Annotated in this window: 14 protein-coding genes and 2 pseudogenes; 13 read left to right on the forward strand and 3 right to left on the reverse strand. The window is 52.1% G+C overall.

Going from position 1 to position 20,617, the window contains the following annotated elements:
- Nucleotides 1-63: 63 nt before the first annotated feature.
- On the reverse strand, nt 64-1,095 hold the full coding sequence (locus HCG46_RS08760) for a hypothetical protein (RefSeq protein ID WP_168685772.1): 1,032 nt from the start codon (nt 1,093-1,095) through the stop codon (nt 64-66).
- Nucleotides 1,096-2,768: 1,673 nt separating this feature from the next.
- On the opposite strand from HCG46_RS08760, the gene pseB reads away from it, so the two are divergent.
- The 12 genes and pseudogenes from pseB to HCG46_RS08820 all read left to right on the forward strand — a co-directional run.
- Nucleotides 2,769-3,785, forward strand: a complete 1,017-nt coding sequence (pseB, locus tag HCG46_RS08765; RefSeq protein WP_139314019.1) for a UDP-N-acetylglucosamine 4,6-dehydratase (inverting) — start codon at nt 2,769-2,771, stop codon at nt 3,783-3,785.
- 35 nt (nt 3,786-3,820) lie between these two features.
- A complete protein-coding gene (gene pseG / locus HCG46_RS08770) occupies nt 3,821-4,933 on the forward strand; it encodes a UDP-2,4-diacetamido-2,4,6-trideoxy-beta-L-altropyranose hydrolase (RefSeq protein WP_168685774.1) in 1,113 nt (370 codons plus the stop codon).
- Nucleotides 4,934-4,999: 66 nt separating this feature from the next.
- The gene (gene pseC / locus HCG46_RS08775) at nt 5,000-6,193 is read left to right on the forward strand and encodes a UDP-4-amino-4,6-dideoxy-N-acetyl-beta-L-altrosamine transaminase (protein ID WP_168685782.1); all 1,194 of its coding nucleotides are present in this window, start codon (nt 5,000-5,002) and stop codon (nt 6,191-6,193) included.
- Between the two features lie 246 nt (nt 6,194-6,439).
- Nucleotides 6,440-7,489, forward strand: coding sequence for a pseudaminic acid synthase (pseI, locus tag HCG46_RS08780; protein WP_168685784.1), 1,050 nt, complete (start codon nt 6,440-6,442; stop codon nt 7,487-7,489).
- A gap of 134 nt (nt 7,490-7,623) precedes the next feature.
- A complete protein-coding gene (locus tag HCG46_RS08785) occupies nt 7,624-10,026 on the forward strand; it encodes a tetratricopeptide repeat protein (protein ID WP_168685786.1) in 2,403 nt (800 codons plus the stop codon).
- A 206-nt stretch (nt 10,027-10,232) separates the two neighbouring features.
- On the forward strand, nt 10,233-10,478 hold the full coding sequence (locus HCG46_RS28545; RefSeq protein WP_205838452.1) for a phosphopantetheine-binding protein: 246 nt from the start codon (nt 10,233-10,235) through the stop codon (nt 10,476-10,478).
- A 91-nt stretch (nt 10,479-10,569) separates the two neighbouring features.
- The gene (locus HCG46_RS08795; RefSeq protein ID WP_286185361.1) at nt 10,570-11,814 is read left to right on the forward strand and encodes a class I adenylate-forming enzyme family protein; all 1,245 of its coding nucleotides are present in this window, start codon (nt 10,570-10,572) and stop codon (nt 11,812-11,814) included.
- On the forward strand, nt 11,811-12,533 hold the full coding sequence (locus HCG46_RS08800; protein ID WP_168685793.1) for an SDR family NAD(P)-dependent oxidoreductase: 723 nt from the start codon (nt 11,811-11,813) through the stop codon (nt 12,531-12,533). Before HCG46_RS08795 ends, HCG46_RS08800 begins: the two co-directional genes overlap by 4 nt.
- A complete protein-coding gene (locus HCG46_RS08805) occupies nt 12,530-13,135 on the forward strand; it encodes a hypothetical protein (RefSeq protein ID WP_168685795.1) in 606 nt (201 codons plus the stop codon). Before HCG46_RS08800 ends, HCG46_RS08805 begins: the two co-directional genes overlap by 4 nt.
- Nucleotides 13,132-13,932, forward strand: coding sequence for an AAC(3) family N-acetyltransferase (locus HCG46_RS08810; protein WP_168685797.1), 801 nt, complete (start codon nt 13,132-13,134; stop codon nt 13,930-13,932). The genes HCG46_RS08805 and HCG46_RS08810 overlap by 4 nt, the downstream gene beginning before the upstream one ends.
- Nucleotides 13,925-15,235 (forward strand): DUF4910 domain-containing protein, encoded by a 1,311-nt coding sequence (locus tag HCG46_RS08815; RefSeq protein WP_209009426.1) that lies wholly within the window; start codon nt 13,925-13,927, stop codon nt 15,233-15,235. The genes HCG46_RS08810 and HCG46_RS08815 overlap by 8 nt, the downstream gene beginning before the upstream one ends.
- Before the next feature lie 205 nt (nt 15,236-15,440).
- Nucleotides 15,441-15,683 (forward strand): annotated as a pseudogene (locus HCG46_RS08820) (transposase); the annotation flags it as partial.
- A 130-nt stretch (nt 15,684-15,813) separates the two neighbouring features.
- On the opposite strand, the pseudogene HCG46_RS08825 reads toward HCG46_RS08820, so the two are convergent.
- Nucleotides 15,814-16,937, reverse strand: a pseudogene (locus HCG46_RS08825) (IS3 family transposase).
- An 83-nt stretch (nt 16,938-17,020) separates the two neighbouring features.
- A complete protein-coding gene (locus HCG46_RS08830) occupies nt 17,021-19,840 on the reverse strand; it encodes a hypothetical protein (protein ID WP_168685799.1) in 2,820 nt (939 codons plus the stop codon).
- Nucleotides 19,841-20,073: 233 nt separating this feature from the next.
- Here HCG46_RS08830 and HCG46_RS08835 point away from each other — a divergent pair, with 233 nt between their 5' ends.
- Nucleotides 20,074-20,586 (forward strand): GNAT family N-acetyltransferase, encoded by a 513-nt coding sequence (locus HCG46_RS08835; RefSeq protein WP_168685801.1) that lies wholly within the window; start codon nt 20,074-20,076, stop codon nt 20,584-20,586.
- Nucleotides 20,587-20,617 lie beyond the last annotated feature (31 nt).

Genomic DNA, 20,617 nt, shown 5'->3' on the forward strand with positions numbered 1-20,617 from the left:
CAATGCTATGTGTGAAACCTCTGTCTAACTTTGCATTCCGGAACTCTTGAGCGCGATTGAGCCTCAGGCCTCACTACGTGCAAGTTGGATTCGTTCTTCCAGTTGGTAAACCGCCTCTTCAAAGGAAATCTCCCGAACAGGATCGTGTTCCAGGTAGTGGCTGTAGTCGAAATAAAGTGCAGCAAAGACTGCTTCCAGGGATACCGGGTGACGTCGGTTCAATTTCACCGGGTTTCGCTCAACGGTTAAGCCCCAACCTCCATAAAATGGAACACCGAAAGTGTGGACCTCACAGCCAGCAAGAATAGCTTCGAACCCCAGTTGACTGGATACGCAATAGACCTTGGCACAGGCCTCCAGAAGCGGCCAGGGATTGATTGCTTCCGGCGTTAAACGCAACCGACCTTCAGTCAGGGCCTTGGCGCAATTCTCATCCACTTGCGCGAGAGCCTGGAGGACTTCAGGCGTGAAATGCCCAGCCTTGCGCCCGATCATCGTTTCCGGGTGAACCTTGATCAGGATCTCTGCGTCGCGGTTCTCCTGGATGGCGACTTGCAGCATCTGGCGGAAGGTTTCATCTTTCGCAAATGCCCCCGGTATCGACGCATCGCCGGCGGTTTGATCAATAACAAGTACCCGATCCCTGCGGTCGGAAGATTGCAAACAAAGCTCTGAAATGTCCGAGAAATCGAAACTGTTGTATTTCGAGAGCCGCTTGGACCGGATCAAGTCGATGGCATCGTGGATCTCTTGCGTCCGCATGGGCTTTGCAAAACGCCGACGAACAAAACACTCCAGATCACTTGGCTGGCGGGCGTCGTAATAGATACCCGTTCGATCAAGGACCAGGGAGATCGGCTTTTCCTGCCTGCCAGGTCTGACAGATCTCAAAAATCCATCTTCGAAAGCTAAGTAAGGAAAATTTCGTTTAGCAGCTATCTTCCGGGTGCGCGCTGCGGTTTGTTTATGACCCCAGCCCGCTAGCGCATCCACTCCGTGGCAGAACATCCATATGCGTTGCAGTCTATAGCCTGATATGAGCCCGATTGCTTGTCTTAATTTCCAAAGTCCAGAAGTATTTATTCCGATTTTCATCAAAGAATTGCTCCAAGATTAATTCAGAGCATTTTAATGCACTGCGTACTTGATCGCCGGGACACTATGTGGAGTTGAAGGCTAATGGAATATTCTTTTTTACAACAGAATGTCTGATCAAAATGCACAAACTTAGAAGATTCACTCAGCAACAGACCCTAAGTGGTGGATTGTCACTCCCGACACCAATAACACCGAGACTCGCTGTGTCTCCAGCACCTACAGTCATCGACTTGCCCCCCTTTTAACTCTTGAGACTGAGACTAGAGAAACGAGCTTGCAGTATACAGTTGTGATCATCATTGCAAATACCTCAATGCGTAGAGTTTCAGCATTCATCTCTTAATCGTTCATTGAAGTTTTTGGCAAAGCGATGCTGCATTGGCTTGCCCGTGCGATGTAGAACCATTCCACCACTAGGTCCTACTGACGTTGAGTATTGCGTATGCCCCATATTCTGGGCTGTTCTCGCGGCCGCAAAACAATAAAAGGGTAGCGTTCACGACCCTCAGCGATACCGTCCAGTTTGGGAACCGTGCAAGCGCAAGAGATCGTTTATCGATTACTGTTGCGAGGCATTGCAAGCTGATGTCGCTATTGACATAAAGGGGATGGAACTCGCCCCATGATTCAGGGCATCGGAGACGAATTAGGGGAACCTGCCCTGATTGGATGCCTGTGGCACGGCATGAGCGTCTGCGTTCCCAGAACTGTTTTCCGGCCGCCACGCTAAGGCATATCAAGGCTCTTAGTTTCTGTCAGATTCTGAAAATCTTCCTCCAATTGGCCCCATCCATTTCTACTTCTAAGAATTTGCAGCTAGTGATAGCCGAAGCGTCGTCTCTCTGAAACCAGTTCCTTCAAATGCTGGCGCAATCCGACATCGTAGGCTCTAGTCGATGGACGTCGTTAGACACGTGGATCGATACAGCCCAAATAGCAAGCTCTCCCCTGTGAACAGCATATAGCCTCGGCTGTCCAGAACACGTCTTTCCTCTTTGAATTGAGCATCAGAAGTATCTCTAATCATCTAGCTGCGCGTCAATACAACCATAACTCATGCCGCGAGCAGTTTCTTGAACTTTACTTACTTTAATACAAGAGCCCTCAACCGTTTAGCCTCAGAAAGCTCGACACCGTCATACTTTAAACGCTAATGGTACAATCCAGCGTCACGGCGTATTTATTTCAAAGCTTAGAGACCTATTTACCAACCCGATACTGCTCCAACACACCAAGATTCCCTTCTTCGGATGAAGCAGAATCACTTCGTCGTCTACTTTTCAATCAAAATGGGCTAACCTCAAAGCAGGACCCTCAAAAGAATCAGGTCGCCTGTAAGCACCTACTTCCTGCCTACCGCATTCTCCCTCGCTCAATTTGTCGATATACTATTAGTCTTTCTACACTCACCGCTTAATTCGGCCTTCATCCTGATTGCCGTGAAATTTACCTCAAAATTGGAGGAGATCTAGGTCTCCTGTCATATCCGCTAATCAACAGTCAAGTGAAAGAAGTGGTTTGCCAAGAAACTCAAAAGATGGTACCGGCCCAACTAAGGTGTTGCAGGTGCTGAGATGTTTTCTCCAGTGAGAAGATATGCTTAAACACTAAAACAGAATGAAAGAGTTATCCGAACTTAGCCGATAGTCGTCATAAGTAGAGTTAATACAATGAATCTTCTAAACTCACGTATACTGATCACCGGAGCGACAGGATCCTTTGGTCAAAAATTAATTCGGAATTTGCTTGATCAACACCAGCCTGAACGGCTTGTGATTTTTTCGCGTGACGAGCTTAAGCAGTATGACCTAAAGGCCAGCCTTGAACAAGAATATGATTCAAAAACACTTAGTTGCCTTCGCTTTTTTATCGGCGACGTACGCGACCGGATGCGCCTGCAAATGGCGACGCGTGACATCGACGTGATCATTCACGCGGCGGCCTTGAAGCACGTTCCGATAGCCGAATACAATCCGATGGAGTGCATTCGCACCAACATCCATGGCGCAGAAAACGTCGTTTATGCAGCGCTTCATAACGAAGTGAAGAAAGTCATTGCGCTTTCGACCGATAAGGCCTGCAACCCAATCAATCTCTATGGCGCAACCAAGCTAGCCTCTGACAAAACATTCGTTGCCGCCAACAACCTCGTCGGTTCAAACCGAGAAACGCGATTTTCGGTTGTCCGATACGGCAATGTCGTGGGCTCTCGCGGCTCTGTCATCCCGTTCTTCCGCAAGTTGATCGAAAATGGGTGCGATGAACTTCCGATTACCGATGAGCGCATGACACGCTTTTGGATTCGGCTAGATGACGGCGTAGAGTTTGTAAAGTCGAGCCTTTCCCTAATGAAGGGAGGCGAGATTTTCGTTCCAAAGATACCAAGTGTGAATATCATGTTGATGGCGAACGCAATCGCGCCAGGGCTGAAAACCAAGATAATCGGCATCCGTCCAGGCGAAAAACTGCACGAAGTAATGATTTCCGAGGATGATTCCTGGAGCACTGTCGATCTCGGCGACCGCTACGCGATCGAGCCTGCATTCAATGAATACGGCCGCAAGTCCTATGCTGAAACTCACAATGCGAAGCATGTGCCTGATCGCTTCTATTATTCAAGTGACAACAATCCCGACCAGTTGGATGTAGCACGAATGGTCGAACTGCTAGAAAACGCGGGCGTATAAAGCGGTAGAGTAATTAGCCGGGATGGGAACCGACGATGCCTGTCGCCAAGTTCGTGTTTAGAGTTGACGGCGGACCGATCATTGGTTCCGGACACGTTGTACGTTGTTTGACGCTGGCGCAAAAATTGCATCAGTCTGGCTTAATATGCATGTTTATCACTAGACCAGATTCCGGACCATTGATCGATCAGATAGGTGCAAGCGGCTTTGAAGTTTCTACCCTATCGGAACGCCCGGAGCCACCGGCATCTGGTCAGCATGAATCTTGGATCGGCAACTGGGCTGCAGATGCCGACGAGTTCGCAGAGGCTGTCTCCAGACTTCAAGATAACAGGATAGTGGTGATCACCGATCATTACGGTATCGACCACCGCTGGCAGTCCCGTATAGGTAAAATGGCGTCCAGCCTTATTGTTATCGACGATCTCGCCGACCGGCGCCATCACTGCGATATTCTTATCGATCAGAACCTTGGGCGAACTGCCGCAGACTATGCAGGACTGGTGCCTAACGGTTGCGAGCTATTATGTGGTACTTCCTTTTCTATACTGCGCGACGGGTTTTTAGGAGTTCGCGATCGCAGCCTAGTAACCAAACGCTCAAAGACAGCTCCAAAGCGTTATCTTGTATCCATGGGCGGTGCAGACCGTGACAATTTCAGCGCTATCGCTTTGGCAGCTATCGAGGAGTTGGCTTCAGCAGGTGTTGATGTAGAGCACGTCGACATACTGCTTGGCGGGATTGCGGCTAACGCTAATGAACTTCGAGAGCGGATCAAGAACAGCTCGCTTCCTGTGACATTACATATTGATAGCGATCAGGTTCCTCAACTGATGGCCGATGCGGATCTCGCGATCGGAGCGGCCGGTACAACGTTGCTGGAGAGGCTAGTGGTCGGACTACCGGTCGTCGTTCTGGCAAATGCCAGTAACCAGGTTCGTCTTCTTGGAATGGTCGACGATTACGGATTTGGCAGATATGCAGGTTGGGTAAATGAAGTTTCTGCAAATGACTTAGCCGAGACGATCAGAGGCATAACTTCCGATCCAGGGAAATGGCACGAAATGGTCATGAACTCTTCTCGACTGTGTGACGGAGAGGGCTGTAATCGGGTAGTGGAAGCAATTCGGCTTCAGATTGAAGAATAATTGTTTTTCGACATTGGACATAGATGAACGGAAGTGGTTCCGGTAGCAAGAGCAAAGGATCTGAACATGTTACCTTATGGTAGGCAGTTCATCGATGATGACGATATTAATGCCGTTGCAAAGGCCTTGAAGAGCGACTTTCTGACAACCGGACCAGAAATCGAAGCTTTCGAACAAGAGCTGTGTCATTATACTGGAGCACCGTTCGCTGTCGCCAGTTCTAATGGCACCACCGCGTTGCACCTCGCGTCGATTGCTATGGGTTTGAAGCCTGGTGATCAAGTAATCGTGCCGACTATTTCGTTCGTCGCGACCGCCAATGCTCCACGTTTTTGCGGAGCCGAGATCATATTCAGCGATGTAGATCCCGAGAGCGGTCTAATGACCCCCGAAAATCTCGAGGAAGCCATTTCGCGGGCGGACAGCTCGAAACTGAAGGCAGTTTTCGTGGTTCATATGGGAGGGCACCCAGCAGCTGTTGCATCAATCCGACAGATCGCAGACAAACATGGGTTAACTGTTGTCGAAGATGCCTGTCACGCACTTGGAACCAGCTATGACGGGCCAGACGGAGACTGGCATATGGTCGGAGCCTGCCGGCACAGCAATTTTGCGACGCTATCCTTCCACCCTGTAAAGACGATCACTTCGGGTGAAGGAGGTGTGACGTTTACCTCAAACGAAGAACTCGCAAATAATATGCGCCTGATGCGCAGTCATGGGCTCTCGCGTGACGCCACAACCTGGTTGAACACAGAATTGGCTTTCGACCAAGGATATAGCAATCCTTGGTACTATGAGATGCAAGATATCGGCTACAACTATCGCCTGACCGATTTACAAGCCGCACTTGGTCGTTCGCAGCTGAAGAAGATGCCGTTTTTCGCGGAACAAAGGCGAAAATTAGCCAAGCACTATCGTAACGTACTCAGTGGTCAAAATAAGGCCTTCCGATTTGTCATGGTGCCAAACACAGAGCGTTCAGTGCAGCACCTGATGGTTTGCATGATCGATTTCGAAAGTATTGGTAAGACAAGACGCCAAGTAATGTCGGAACTGCGCGACAGAGGCGTTGGGAGTCAGGTTCATTATATCCCGATTCACCGTCAACCCTACTATAGCAGAAAGGTGGGCGAATTGGATTTGAAGGGTGCCGACGCTTATTACGCACGGTGCCTATCATTACCACTGTATCCCGGAATGAGCCTCGCGAATGTTGAAACAGTAGGTGAAGTTCTCAAGGATGTTGTTATGCGTTGAACCCCAAACTGGGCATCTCCCACGGCGGCAACAATAGACAAACCGTCAAGTTCGACTCACCTGAAAGTCAAGACAAAAAAAATACTAATTAGATTAATTCGAACTTGCAGTGGGCGGAGTATAACCCGGTTTCGATCTAGATTTGACTTCGAGGAGCCGTATGCTAATAGCCAAACTGCAGGGTGGTGAAATCGCCCATACCCAGTATCTCAGCACACGAAAATGGTTTGAAACAGGTCTTTGCAAATGAACGAATTTTCTATTGCAGGTCGTATTATTGGGCGAAACGCATCGCCGTTCGTCATTGCCGAAATGTCCGGCAACCACAATCATAGCATTGAACGCGCCATGGAAATTGTTGACCGTGCTGCCGAATACGGGGCGCATGCGATCAAACTGCAGACCTACACTGCGGACACCATGACTATTGACGTGCAACAGGACGAATTCGTTATCTCGGACAAGCATAGCCTGTGGTATGGTGAAAATCTCTACGAACTGTATCAGAAAGCGTGCACTCCGCTGGAATGGCATGAGCCGATTTTCAATCGCGCCAAGGAAAAAGGCATTGTCGCCTTTTCCTCGGCGTTTGATGCAACGGCAGTAGATTTTCTCGAATCCATCGATGCGCCCGCCTACAAGATAGCTTCCTTCGAAATGACCGATGTTGAACTCGTCGCAAAGGTCGCGGCGACGGGTAAGCCGGTGATCATTTCGACCGGAATGGCTACTCTTGCTGAAATAGACGAGACCGTACGCATAGCGCGTCAGAACGGCTGCCGCGATCTAGTTTTGCTGCGTTGCACCAGCTCCTATCCAGCTGATCCCGCAGAAGCGAATTTGGCCTCCATACCGGTTCTGCGAGATGCCTTCGGGTGTCAAGTCGGAATTTCCGATCACACAATGGGTTTGGCTGTGCCGATCGCATCAGTCGCGCTCGGAGCGACAGTGATCGAGAAACACTTCACGCTTGCTCGTGCCGACGGCGGGGTCGACTCGGACTTCTCGCTGGAGCCCGATGAATTGAGGGCGCTCGTGCGGGAGAGCGAACTTGCATGGAAAGCTCTCGGTACGCCACGCTTCGGAGCCGGCGACAAGGAAAAAACATCTCTCAGCCACCGCAGATCACTTTACATAGTCAAGGATGTTCCCGCAGGCGGTGAACTTACCGAAGACAATCTCCGTTCGATCCGGCCTGGATTGGGCTTACCGGTCAAATACAGACAGAATTTGATTGGAAGAACCGTCAAGAATGATGTCAAGCGTGGCACACCGATGTCCTGGGGCCTGCTGTAACAAGGTCTTCGCTATTTGTGATCGCGAGCCGAAAGGCGCAAGAACCAACGCATTCTGTTAAGCTCTGATCCGGCTGGGAGTGCGCTCGACATCGGCCAAGGATATGAAGTGTGATGGATTTAGGCGGGCGTCGCATGAAGTCTTTCCCTAAGCTTGTGAGCTGGCTGGGAAGGAGCCGTATCGGCTCTCTCGCTCTTATGGCACCTGCCATCGGCAGCCGTTTGATCGCCACCAACCCAACCACACGCCGGATGGCGGTGGACGTGGCCATTTTCGGCAGCCGGTTGCCGGCAACGCAAAGCCTGTCAGCAAGTTTTCTCGCTGCCATCAGATCCCGATTGACCGACCGGCGTCAAACAGAAGCATTCCGGCACACGATCGCAAGCAAAATGCCTCGAGACCGGGAAAGCCGGTTGAAGGCCGCATCGGCTCTTTCCAAGCGCCGGTTTTACGACGACGCTCAAGTTTTGCTGTCGGACCTCGGTAACGACCCGGCAACTGATGCACAGAGGGCGATCTGCGCAATTCACACCGGCAAATTGCCAGAGGCGCGCGAACTCTTGTCGGCCTATTCCGGCGACACCAGCGTGGCAGGGCTGACCCGTGCATGGGTTGAACTGGCCCGTATGGAAGAGGATTGGGATTGGCTAAACCAGCACTATCGAAGTCAACTTGGCTTGTCCGATCTCACACAGCAGGCGTGTGGCCCGAATGCAGTTCGGCTCGCCGAGGTGGAAATGGCCCGCGGCAATCTGAGCGAAGCGCGCAAATTGCTTTCCCAGGTTCTCGCACACGATGAAAGTGCGCTTGACGCTCGTCTCCTGCTGATCCGGATCAGCCTTGCATCCATGGACACGGATGAAATCCGCGCGGCAATCCCACAATTGCAGGCAACGCAAACACGGACCAGCTCAGAAGCCTTGGCTTTGCTGGGAGATTGTCACGAGTATTTTGGCCAGCATGATGAAGCCGCGGACGCTTATGAGGCCAGCCTTAGGCAGAGTTTTCCCACGGGGTTTGTTGCCAGCGTATACCGCAAGCTTCTGGGCTCGGAGGCCGCCAAGGAAGACTGTTCCACCAAGCGTTCGCAAACCCTGCGAGACCATTTCCTGGCGTATCCTCACAAGAGTGCGCGCGCCTGGGTAATGGCAGGACGGGTACATCTTGAGGCAGACGACCTCGAAGGACACCTGGCATGCTGCCGGGAGGCTTTGAAGCGGGATCCCGGGTCGGCTAATGCCTGGCACTGGTATGCGCATGGTCTGGCTTGGCAGGCCGGACTCTTGGAACAGGGTCAGGCTGAGGCATGGCAAGACGCCCGTCGGTTCTACGAAATGGCGATCGTCTCAACTGCATCCCATCCCTGGTGGATCGTAACCGATTACCTGCGGCTTTGTGCCCGCCTGGGAGATCTCGAAACGGGTTCAAACTGGCTTGAGGACTTTCGTGACGTGTTCGAAATGCCGGCAATGCGGACCAGATCCCACAGTAGCCGGATACTTATCCACCAAGGAACCGGCAACTATTTGGAAGCGCATCGCGCCTATGCCGACGACGCACATGTGGTGGCGGCTCGGCGTCACGTTCCCAACTTCGTCACATCGATTGAGCAACTTTCTCCAGATACCAAGGTCTTGTTCCTGAGCGAGGGGGGCGTGGGGGACGAAATCCGCTTTTCGCAGCTTTATGACGAACTCATCCACCGCTTCCCAAAGGCGGTCTTTACCGTTGAAGACCGGCTTAAGCCGCTGATACTCAGAAGCTTTCCGGCCGAGCGTCTTCATGCCGTACGACGTTACTTCCGGCGCAATGTTAATCACATCGAGACCAGTTTTATTGGGGATTTGCCGAGCGCGGATCTGTCGCACTATTTCGACAACTCCCTCTGGCGAACGGTGCTGGACTATGATGCTGTGGTATCAGTCAAGACCACTATGGCGCAGTTGCGCCCAGATCGCGCAGCCTTTCTCGGTGCCCGGATCAGGCCGCTTGAGGTCGATGCGGTGAAGCGGGAAGACTTTTCACAGCGTCTCCGAAAGCTGGGGCCTGCTCCCTATATAGGCATTTCCTGGAACAGCAGTGTCTCGCTCTACCGCCGCTCCAGTCACTATTTTAACCTAGACGAGATGATTGACACGATAAGTCGAAGCCAGGCCACATTTGTCAATTTGAACTATTTCGACGCTACTGACGATTTACGCCAACTTGCGGACGCACTAGGCCCGGACCGAATCGTGAATTTCACGGATTTCGACAAGCGGGATGACTTCGACACAATGGCCGCATTGATTGCGTCGCTCGACTTTGTGGTCGGCGTGAACAACGCGATTCTGGAGCTTGCAGGAGCCGTAGGTGCACCTGCCTGTTTCTGTGCCTTCAGTCCGGAAAACGCCTGGCGCAGAATGGGCGCGGACGGACAAGACGCCTACTACAAAAACGTGCGCGTTTTTACGCCGCTCGCAAAAGGCGACCGACAGTCGGTGATTGATCAGGTTGGCGAAGCTGTTAGGCAATGCGCGGTGATCAAGCAAGGCTGACGGTAGCTTTTGAAAACGCGGGTGCAACAGAAGCTCAATCTTTGACTAAACCACAGTGACGCCAGCGGTAGTACACAACTCTGAAAAACGATCTGGAATGCACACGGTCGCAACACGCTCTAAACTTGTATGATCCGAGAGGATGCCCTATTAGAACCATGAAAAGGGCTATTGTGACACAGGGCCCAAAAAATATTGGAGGTACAGTGCGAACCCAAATCAAAGACGTCTTTTTACGTGTATTTATCCGCGAAACCAAAGGGCAGAAACCGCCCGAAATTACCGACGATTTGGTTCTTCTGGAATCGGGTCTTGACAGTCTCGGATTCGCCATCCTGGTGGTAGAACTGGAAGAGGAATTGGGGTTTGACCCGTTCACATTGTCCGACGAGGCCTATTATCCGCAAACCTTCGGGGAATTCGTAGCCTTTTATGAAGCCAACAAGCCTTAGACAGGCCCTAGAACAGATCGACAGCGCACGCTCCGCGTTGATTACACCACAGGGTGTCACATCGTTCGAGCGATTGGTCCAATCTCGATGGATGGGACCGGGTGAGGCCTCCGTTGTGGTATATTGTTCCGATTTGAACAACACAATTCGGGCTATGGTCGCATTGGATGGGACTGTGTGTGCGTTTTGTGCCATACCGACCACTCTTGCAGCTGGAGAGATTGCGGCACTGCTCGCTCAATGGGCCTTCGACACCGTTATCACGGATGTCGGTGCCGAAATGCGAAGCATATTCATGGAGCATGGCCTAACCTGCTTAGGCGTGGATGAAGCCTTGGCCGACGATAGCGCTGCACAAGACGAGAGGGCAACAAATTGGCTTGTCCCGACTTCGGGTACGACATCCACGCCAAAACTGGTTGTGCATAGCTTTGACAGCCTTGCACGTGCGGCTCTCGCCGGGCGCAAGATCAGCGATCCGCCGCAGGTATGGGCGATGCTGTACGACGTGACCCGGTTCGCCGGGTACCAGGTGTTTTTCCAGGCCGTCCTGTCCGGGCACAAGCTGGCTTTTGCCGGGTTGGACACGCCCATGGACCAACGTGTGGCGTTCTTTTCCAATCATGGAGCAACACATATCTCGGCCACTCCCACGCTGTGGCGGAAGATCCTGATGTGTCCCGCAAGTACCGAGCTTTCGCCCGCACAGATCACCCTTGGTGGTGAGGCCGCCGATCAAGCAACACTTTCGTCGTTGGCTGCGAAATACCCTCGGGCGCGGGTGACTCATATTTTTGCCTCGACTGAAGCCGGCGTGGGGTTGGCGGTTAGTGATGGGCGAGCGGGGTTTCCCCTGTCATACCTTGAAAATCCGTTCAATGGGGTTGAAATCCGTCTCACCGACGGCAGGCTGCATGTCCGAGCTGCGACCCGACCTAGCGGCTATGCCGGAGCGATCCCGTTGACAGACAAGGAGGGCTGGGTCGATACCGGCGACCTTGTTCAAGTGAAAGATGACCGATTCTTTGTTGTCGGGCGAGCAAGCGGGATGATCAACGTAGGGGGAGATAAGGTGGTACCGGAATTGGTGCGTGCGGCGCTTTTGGCATGCGATATAGTGCAAGAGGCTGTGGTCTATGCGAAAAAGAACCCGTTCACCGGTGAGCTTGTGGCAGCCGACGTAGTTCTGAGCGGCGTTGTCGACAAGGGCGATGCCCGTAAGATTATCGATGACTTCCTTTCACAACGGCTGACCGTACCCCAACGCCCGCGTCTTTTGCGCTTCGTGCCCGAGATCAACGCCAACGCGACCGGAAAAGTGGCAACCAAACCATGACAGACCGACAAACCGTCATAATCACAGGCGCAGCCAAGGGACTTGGCCTGGCCATCGCCGAAACCCTGGTCGATGCCGGATTCTTCGTCGCCGGTATTGGGCGTAGCGCAAGTGATGCGTTTAACGCGCTTCCCTCTGATCAGAGACACTTTATCGAATACGACCTGATAGACCTGCCCGGCATTCCCGCTTTGTTGAAGCAGGTCGTGGGCGCTGCTCCCGGACCGCTTTATGGACTGGTGAACAATGCGGGGGTCGGGCTAGACGGTACGCTGGCGACACAACATGCCACCGATATCTCGCGGGTTTTGACGCTGAACCTAGAAGTGCCCATCACCCTGTCAAAATACGCCGTGCGCTATATGCTGCGGCAAAGACAGGGACGGATCGTCAATATCTCGTCCATCATCGCAACCACCGGGTTCAACGGATTGGCGGTTTATGCGGCGTCCAAGGCCGGGCTGGAGGGGTTCACGCGGTCGCTGTCACGCGAGGTCGGACGCGCGGAGATCACCGTTAATTGTGTGGCCCCGGGATACATGTTGACCGACATGACCGCGGGGCTTGAGGGATCGAAACTTGAATCCATCAAGCGGCGCGCGCCGCTTGGACTTCCCGAACCCAGCCATGCGGCCCACGCGGTGCGCTATCTGCTGGAACCCGGCACGGCCAAAATCACCGGTACGGTCATCACCGTTGACGGTGGGAGCACTGCTTGACCTATTCAGAAGCAGTGCAAAGAGGCATTGAACTTCAGGCGTTCAGTGCAGAAAACGCCGATCTCATCTTGTCTTGGCGCAATGCCGAGCATGTACGTGCCAATTCGTTGGACGAAACGATCATCGAGAAAGACGTGCACCTCGGATTTGTCGAGCGACTAGCGAGCACACCAAAAGTTGATTTCTTTGTTGTCGTGATAGACGGGATCCCCGCGGCCGTCCTTAATGTCGACGCCTCCAGTGAGCGCGCCTTTTGGGGCTGCTATCTTGCTCCGGGAAATGCACCAAAGCCAGGGGTCTTCCCCTTGCTCATCATGATAGCGGGCCATCTGGCCTTCAACCATTATGGCGTGAGCGAGCTTCGAAGTGACGTTCTAGAACACAATACTCCACCACAAAAGATGAACGCCTTTCTTGGCATTCCGGTTATCGGGCGCAGAACAGTCAAAAGAGCATCGGGAACTGAGATCGAGGTTTTGGAATACTGCATTGGGCCTGAAGACTTTGCAGAGGTAAAATCAATCGCAGTCAAACTTTTGACACGGCACTACCGAGAGAGTTTTGACGCATTCGCGGCGCTAAACGGTGAGTCGACCACATGATTGAACGCGCGAAACCGATGTTCGTGCATTCCGATATTGGGCGCGGGATGATCGCTGCGAAACGGGCCGGGGCGAAGATCAATCCCCGCGCCGTTCAACGCAGCCTCATCGATTTTCTTGCGGCGCAGGTGGATGATGGCACCAACGACCTGATCTTTCCGGCGTTCAACTATGAGTACGGCTCCAAGCGCGTCTTTGATGTGGAGTCGGATCCGGTTCAGGTGGGTGCGCTACCCGAATGGATGCGGCAACAGGGCGAAATGCGCCGAACCCACTTCCCGTTCTTTTCAGTCCTGTCTGTGTGTGATCTGGGCCTGAAAACTGACGGACAGATCAACCCGTTCGGTGACGCCTCGGCCTTTCAGTGGCTCGTTGATCATGATGCCACCCTCGTGCTGCTGGGCGCGCCGCTGCACAGCCTGACATTCATCCATTACGTCGAAGAAATGTCTGGTGGACCGATCTATCGCTACGAAAAATCGTTCCCCGGCCATATTGTCAGTGGCGGCTTAACGGCACCGTGCTCTTTTTCCATGCATGTGCGGCCCAAGGATGTGCATCTGGATTACAATTGGCCCGGTATCGAAGCTGAACTGCGCGCCGAAGGCCTGTTGCATCGCTCCGATACCGCGCCCGACCTGCAATGGCTGAACGCCCGTGCGCTGCTGGAATACTGGGGCAACCGGATCGCGGCCGACCCATTCCATCTGGTGGACGCGCCGTCCCGTGCGTTTTTCGCAAAGGCCACGGATGGTGGCAGGAACCGTGTCCAGAGAGAGGATTACGAGAATGTATGACATGATTGGCTGGGCCAAGGACCTGTTCCCGATCCCGCGGTCTCTCACCGGCGACGGCGTGCGCGAAACCTTTCGTTACCTGCAAAACATCAATTCCGAGATCACCACACAGGCGTTTCCCACCGGCACGCAGGTGTTTGACTGGAAGATCCCGCGAGAGTGGAAGATCAATGCTGCCTGGATCGAACACGTGCAGACCGGTCAGCGGTTTGCCCAGTTCTCCGAGTGCAACCTGCACGTTTTGGGCTACTCCCTACCGATCGATACCGAGATGGACCGGGCGGAGCTGCTGCCTCATATCTACACCCAGCCGGATCAGCCGGATCTGATCCCCTACGTAACCAGCTATTACAAGGATCGCTGGGGTTTCTGCATGGCACAAAACGCCAAGGACGCACTTCCTGAAGGCGCATATCGCGTGTATATCGACAGCGACCTGTTTGACGGGGAATTGCTGGTGGGGGACGCCCTTGTCCAAGGGGAGACCGATCGCGAATTGATGTTCTCGTCCTATATCTGCCATCCATCCATGGCCAACAACGAATTGTCTGGACCGGTCCTTCTTTCCGCTCTGCTGAAGTTTGTCAAGGACCACTTTCCGCAGCCGAAATTCTCGTATCGCTTCATATTGGTCCCTGAAACCATCGGTTCGCTGGCCTATATGTCGCGCAATCTCAAGCAGATGCAGCAACGCATAGAATGCGGTTTCAACCTGTCCTGCGTTGGCGATGAACGCGGCTTTAGCCATGTACAAAGCCGCTACGCCGACACCATTGCTGACGTCGCCCTGAAATCGGCGCTGATTGGCAAGGATAATGTGAAGACCTACTCCTTTCTTCAAAGGGGTTCGGACGAACGGCAATACGGTGCACCGGGCATTGCTCTGCCGATATGCGGGTTCTGCCGCTCCAAGTACGGTGAATATCCCGAGTATCACACCGACGCCGACAATTTCGATGTGGTCACGCAAAAGGGCCTAGAGGGTTCATTTGAGGTTATAACAACGATCATAAAGGCATTTGAAATCGGGCTTTACCCCACGACCGCGGTCAAGGGCGAACCCCAACTGGGCAAACGCGGGCTCTATCCCACCATCAGTAAGAAAGGCTCCTACAGCGCCATCCGCGCGCGGATGGACGTTCTGGCATATGCAGATGGATCCAACAGCCTGTTTGATATTGCCAACTATATTTCCGTACCGCTGGAAATCGTCCTGGACGAAGCGGAATTGATGCTCGAGCATGGTCTGATCACCGTGTCTGATACCGCAACGGACAGGCATCCCAGAGGGACTGGTTGTTGATTTTCACTTAGATCTGACGCGCCTTTTGTGTAGGGAACGCCAGTTACGCCGTGATCAAGATTTTGGTTTCCTCCCTTGCCGATCTGATTTGCAGTGCTGTTTTGAATTGGAAGCTTTCGTTTTCGGTTTCAAGGATATGGTTGACTTGAGACTCCATAACTCCTCCAGTTTTTGTAGAGTCCGTCGCAGTCAGGAGACGGATGGAATGAAGCGTTCACGGTTCACTGAAGAACAGATCATCGGTATCTTGCGGGATCAGGAGAGTGGCCAGAAGACAGCCGATGTTTGTAGGCAGCACGGGATCTCGGAAGCCACCTTTTACAAATACAAGGCCAAGTTTGGCGGTATGGATGTATCCGATGCCCGCAAGCTGAAGGCGCTTGAAGACGAGAACGCCAGGCTGAAGAAGTTGCTGGCGGAAACCACGCTCGACAATGTCATGCTGAAGTACGTTGCCTCAAAAAAATGGTGACGCCCGGCGCTGGCTCACCCCGTACGCTGTGTACAGATGGGCCGCGGCCTCCCGCTTCGCACCGGGCGTCACTGATCAGCACCACCTGAATGGTCCAGTTTGATTGTTAGTGCATGACAGGTGTTTGGTCCATCGGGATGATGGTTTCGGGAGCCGGTGGGCGGTAACCAATGCGCTGTGCGGTCTCTTGGTGTTGTAGTGCTTCCTCCATTTTTCGATCAGGATTTGCGCTTCCTGCAGCCCATAGAAGATTTCACCGTCGAGCAGTTCATCGCGGAACCTGGCGTTGAAGCTCTCGCAATAACCGTTCTCCCAAGGTGAGCCTGGCTCAATGTAGGCGGTCATGGCGCCGACGGCCTTGATCCAGTCCCGCACGGCATGGACAACGAACTCCGGACCATTATCAGATCGTATGAACGCAGGCACACCGCGCAGCATGAACAGTTCGCTCAAGGCGTCAATGACATCGGTCGAATTCAGCTTTCGTTTGACCCGGATCGCCAGACACTCCCGGCTGAACTCGTCGAGGATGTTCAAGGTTCGGAACACCTTGCCGTCATCGGTGCGACAATGGACGAAGTCGTAGCTCCAGACGTGGTTCCGATACTCGGGCCGGAGACGGAGGCATGCGCCGTCATTCAACCAGAGCCGTCCCTTCTTCGGCTGTTTCGCCGGCACCTTCAGCCCCTCCCGCCGCCATAGCCGTTCGACACGCTTGTCGTTCACCTGCCAGCCAGCATCCCTCAACAGAGCCGCAATCCGGCGTTAGCCATAGCGGCCATACTGTCGGGCAAGCGCGATCATACCCTCGACCAGGCACTCGTCATCGGCACGCCATCGAGGTCGCCGCCTCTGGGTAGAGCGATGCTGGCCCAACACAAGAGAGACACGACGCTCGGAGAGCTTCATTTGGCTGCGCACATGATCGATGTAGGCACGGCGACGGGCCGGCTCAGAAGTTTCCCCGTGCGGCCTCGGCAAGGATCAACTTGTCCAGTGTCAGACCGGAGACCGCCTTGCGGAGCAGCTCATTTTCCTTTTGAAGCCGTCTGTGCTCTTACATTTGGTCAGTTCCCATGCCGCCATACTGCTTGCGCCAGCGGTAGTAGGTCTGCTCATTATGCGAACTTCCCGGATCGCATCGATCCGCTCCATTCCCCGGTCCACAAGAACCTCAACCTGCCGCAGCTTCGTGACAATCTCTTCCGGCTTGTGCCGCTTGTTTCCCATTTTTGATCCTCCGTTTTCCTAAACATAACAGCGGACCACTTCATTGGGGGAGGATCATCACCACTTTTCCGAGGCAAGTCCAATCAGTTTTTCCACGCGCCAAAAAACTCTTCAGCAATATGGGCATATCGTTCGCGGAACTGCGTTGAAGTCATCTGACACAGTATATCAGGACGGTAATCGGACCTGTTGAAGTCGACGTTGGTCGCTGAGCGATGAGCCAGATCAAAAGTAGCGGCAAATGGCGCCTCCACTAGATAGCAAACATAAGCGCTGGAGAGCCTTTCGAAATCCGGATGCATCTTCAAGTCTTGTAAATTCAAAAGTAGTCTTTCATAATCTTTGCTGTCGCTTGGAACCGTGAGCTGTATTGGATAGTTTTCCCCAGCCCAATAGTCACTGGCTATGACATTGCGCCCGGCGGCCCCCAGCTCCGGGATTGATGAACCATTCCAAAGCAAGAAGCAATCTACAGTCGGGCTCAAATCTTGTAGGTTGAACTCGTGATGACCTAGAACAATGATATTCTCACTAAACTCTTCTTCTATCAGATCCAGGAATCCTTGTCGAGATTTTGATGAGATCTTGTAGTTAAGTTCGTGTGGATGCGGTTTGATGAGGAGTAGATTATTGGATTCTTTAAACACTGCGATCGTATGGTTGAGCCAGTCCTTCATGCTGGAATGAGCTGGTCCCCCCATAGTTGGAACACCCATGTCATAGGGGATTTTGCCAAGCAGGCACGCAACCGCTCCTTGAGAACTGCGACACTTGCGGATTGCGTCTCCAATCCTAGTATCTATTGGATCGACGGATTCGGAAACGGTCCTGCGCTCGCCGATTAACTTGTCCCGCAACTTTGAAAAATACTCAGGACGCTTAAGGTACTCCTGTTCATACCACTGCTGAAAATTTTCTCTGGATCCGAAGGCGGGTTGTGATGGTCCGTTTACGAGATCTCTTCGACGGCGCGCAACAATTGTCTCAAAATGCTGCCCCCGCATATTGGTTTTCCAGTTTTCATAACTCGAGTTGAGGTCCACAAACGCAAAGTTCTCAGGATTCGCAACAGCAAAACAGCGATATACGCCCCAAGGGACAAAATGCCCTTGCATGCCTGCGAAGCATATCTTCAAGTTCTTTTGCTTCGCGACTTCGCGCAGTTTTTCCAATGCAACAACGGTTCTATCCGCGACAAGAAGCCAGGGGGTGATATAAGTTTGTGCCTGTGGGCTGGTGTAATCAATGTCGAAGCGCTTTTGAACCCGGCTCAGCCTTTCATAAAACGGCTGGAAGATATCCAGACCGTTCACTTTGAGTATGCCGTTTTCTAAATCGATCTCCCAGTTGCACACTCTATCGAAGCGGGGAAGTTCGTTGCCAATCAGATAATCGCCAGTAGCCCCTATTCTCGGTGACAAAGGCCAAGGCTTAACAATGTCATTAAAAAAACCATTCTGATAAAGATTGAAGAACAAGACACCATCACCAGCCAATACTGGTACGAATGCGGACATTAGAACAGGCGTATTACGACATTGGTCTGCTGCGAATAGGAATATACTTGAGCCATCCGCGATTTCTTCCGCGCTTTTAGGTATCCCCACCACTTTCGCGATGTCGTTGTAAAAATTGTTTGACAACTGGATCATGTCCCAATCTTCGCGCAGGCGGAAGATCTTCAATCGGGTGCCGATTCCGGTGGGGGTTTCCCTAGACAGACCTCTTTTCTCGATAGTGGCACTTAACTCCATCAAATATTGATATCGCTTTTCACTGAATCCCAAAATGATGAGAGCATCAATAATTGAACCAATCTGAGAGAGCGTTAGTTTATTTGTATTTGTTCCAGGGAATAAGTTAAATTCATCAACCGAATAGCCCTTGAGAACATTCGAATTCATTTTTTGAAAGTTAGATGTATCAATTTCAGTTAACCTTTTGGAAAAGTCAGATAAATCACCCAACAATCCAAACTGCCTCAATCTTCGTATCCTCGACAAGGATTCGATATCCTCATGACGATCCCCAATCATCCACTCAACGATATCAGTCAATTGCCCTGACAGGTGATGTGCACGCGTGGCTATCATATATTCTACGAGGAGCGAGAATACTGAACTGAAACGCGGGTCGTATGGTGAAATCTGATTTGCAAATTTATTCTTCTCGACCTGCACAAGCTCAATAAATTCACTCCCGATAGTATCCAGAAGATTTCCCACTGGCCCGGATCGATCATCGACATAAAACGCCGAGTAACTTGCGCTTGATAGCAGGATATCCAGTCGGCCTTCTCGTATCTTACTTAAAAGCTGATACGTGATATCATCAAAGTTATACCAAAATGACGAGCGAACGATATAACTTAGTGCATTTGACAAATAAAAATGAGTTCTCGAAATGCCCTCAACTTTGCCATCATACCATTCACGCACGGACCTAAATGATAACGAGTTTAGCTCTGTTTCTTTATCAATTAACACCCCCTCCAATGCGCAAAGTCTTTCAAATACCGAAATATCATCAAACAAATACCCAAGTTTATACATAAGGTGCTGGTAGGAAACAAAATAACTTCCACAAAGATAATTAAATTGTTTTGAAATCGCTTCCAATTGAGCTGCAGCGTTACGTTCAGTCCCGTCTAACTTATGTGCACGCAACTCTAACTCGCCCAAAAGCGTGACAAACTCTGCCTCAAAGGTTTCGCTATCGACAGCCACGATAGCTTCGTTAAGTCGAATCAGCCGAGCATTGCCAGAAGCGTGTCGTTTCCTGTCAGCTTTTTTGGAGGCTGAAAAAAACACATTCGCCAACAAGGCAGGCAGTTTGCGGACATTTGCGTTCCCTTTAACGGAAGCTGGCATCAAACGTCGAAACCGTTCTATGGTATTTGACATGTCTGTCCTCAAATTTTTCGGCGCTCTTTTTGCGAATAACCCACCGATTGCGCTTTTTACTTCAGCGCTATCTTCTAAAACCGCGACAGACGCTTACAACACTAGGGTGATTGTTATCTAGGTTGTTTAATCGCATAGACTTGTGGTAACCGAATTCGGGCAGGTCGTAACTCTATTTACCGCTTCGATCAAGTTGTTTTGCCTGCAATCCCGGCATGCCTAGCGAGTGATCCATGAGCAATCTTGTTTTCTCCCCGGTGACAACCGCAGATGCAGCGCAGCTGCTGGATTGGCGGACTTCGGAACGTGTGACGCGTTACATGCGAACAGATTTTGAAGGGACCGTTGAAGGCCAAGCAAACTGGATCGAATCGTGCGTGAAAGCGGCCGGATTCCGGCACTGGGTTGTTCGCCGCGGCGACACACCCTTTGCCTATCTGAGCGTGCAGACCGACAGCAGCGGCCGGACTGCGGACTGGGCATACTATATCGGCAATGAGAACATGCTGATGCTCGGCGCCTATGTGCCTCTGGCCTTTCACAACAAATGGGTCTTCGATTTTGGCTATGAGGCAACTTTCGCCGATGTTGCTGAGGCAAACGAGGCGGTGCACAAGCTTCACGCCTCCCACGGCTATGTCGATGTTAGCCGCGAGCCCAACGGCATCGACAAACCCTATATCAAGTGCGACATCATCCGCATGCGACTCGACGCTGGCGCTTCCGGAAGACTACAGCACGGCTGAAATGGTTTTTTCCCAAACGCCAGGATGAGAT

This window comes from Labrenzia sp. PO1, from assembly GCF_012273635.1.
Lineage (GTDB): Bacteria > Pseudomonadota > Alphaproteobacteria > Rhizobiales > Stappiaceae > Roseibium > Roseibium algicola.

Excerpts from the sequence above, each read along its gene's own strand:
- pseB (WP_139314019.1), top strand. The coding sequence starts at position 2,769 with ATGAATCTTCTAAACTCACGTATACTGATCACCGGAGCGACAGGATCC.
- HCG46_RS08810 (WP_168685797.1), top strand. The coding sequence starts at position 13,132 with ATGATTGAACGCGCGAAACCGATGTTCGTGCATTCCGATATTGGGCGC.
- pseI (WP_168685784.1), top strand. The coding sequence starts at position 6,440 with ATGAACGAATTTTCTATTGCAGGTCGTATTATTGGGCGAAACGCATCG.
- HCG46_RS08835 (WP_168685801.1), top strand. The coding sequence starts at position 20,074 with ATGAGCAATCTTGTTTTCTCCCCGGTGACAACCGCAGATGCAGCGCAG.
- HCG46_RS08760 (WP_168685772.1), bottom strand. The coding sequence starts at position 1,095 with ATGAAAATCGGAATAAATACTTCTGGACTTTGGAAATTAAGACAAGCA.
- pseG (WP_168685774.1), top strand. The coding sequence starts at position 3,821 with ATGCCTGTCGCCAAGTTCGTGTTTAGAGTTGACGGCGGACCGATCATT.
- HCG46_RS08830 (WP_168685799.1), bottom strand. The coding sequence starts at position 19,840 with ATGTCAAATACCATAGAACGGTTTCGACGTTTGATGCCAGCTTCCGTT.
- HCG46_RS08800 (WP_168685793.1), top strand. The coding sequence starts at position 11,811 with ATGACAGACCGACAAACCGTCATAATCACAGGCGCAGCCAAGGGACTT.
- HCG46_RS08815 (WP_209009426.1), top strand. The coding sequence starts at position 13,925 with ATGTATGACATGATTGGCTGGGCCAAGGACCTGTTCCCGATCCCGCGG.
- HCG46_RS08795 (WP_286185361.1), top strand. The coding sequence starts at position 10,570 with ATGGGACCGGGTGAGGCCTCCGTTGTGGTATATTGTTCCGATTTGAAC.
- pseC (WP_168685782.1), top strand. The coding sequence starts at position 5,000 with ATGTTACCTTATGGTAGGCAGTTCATCGATGATGACGATATTAATGCC.
- HCG46_RS08785 (WP_168685786.1), top strand. The coding sequence starts at position 7,624 with ATGAAGTCTTTCCCTAAGCTTGTGAGCTGGCTGGGAAGGAGCCGTATC.